Source organism: Humibacter antri, assembly GCF_054777235.1.
In genome coordinates, this window is record NZ_BAAHAW010000013.1 from 1 (window position 1) to 615 (window position 615).

1 protein-coding gene is annotated in these 615 nt (G+C 60.0%); it reads left to right on the plus strand.

Features of this window, described 5'->3' with window-relative positions; translation table 11 throughout:
* Positions 1 to 155: 155 nt before the first annotated feature.
* Complete coding sequence (locus ACYVDK_RS05530; protein WP_460519132.1) at positions 156 to 524, plus strand: CPCC family cysteine-rich protein; 369 nt, start codon at positions 156 to 158, stop codon at positions 522 to 524.
* Positions 525 to 615: the final 91 nt, after the last annotated feature.

The following is a 615-nucleotide window of genomic DNA, read 5'->3' on the forward strand; positions in this document are numbered from 1 at the left end:
ACCGTATGCCGGCCGCCGAAAACCTGTAGTACACAAAACGCCGGTTACACCGAAAACCGGACACTCCCGCCGCACGCGCTGACCATCTGAATTAGCCACCCGTACTGATCCATCGCACGCCGCCCAGCAGGTCCCACGAATCGCCTGGCGAATCTTTGATCGGCGCGCATGACCTGACAGTACCTCTCAGCGGGCAAGAGCAATGCGGTGTCACGCGGTCAGCAAAGTCGTGCCCAGTGTGCTTCTGGGAGGACGATCTGGCGAAGCTTCGTTGGCCCGATCTCGCCGGCGGCGCCAACAGTCAGTCACTGATCGATGCGCAGAAGAACTATGCCAACCACGGCGTCAGAGAGCTCCGCTTCATTAGTCAGGTTCGGCGACCGCGGGACAACGAGCCGGTTGACGCTGGGTGGCGACCCGCGGACGTGGATGAAGATGTCGAGACACCCCCGACACACTCCTACCCGGACGACCGACTCATGCTCTATTGGTGGCGCTCAGACTATTGGCGAAGAAGCAGCTAAAGGAGATCACGACCCGCCCGTTGACCCTTCTATGGCTGTTGTCAAGGCGTGATGGTGATGTTTGTGGCGAGGGTTCGGTAGATCTGTCGTG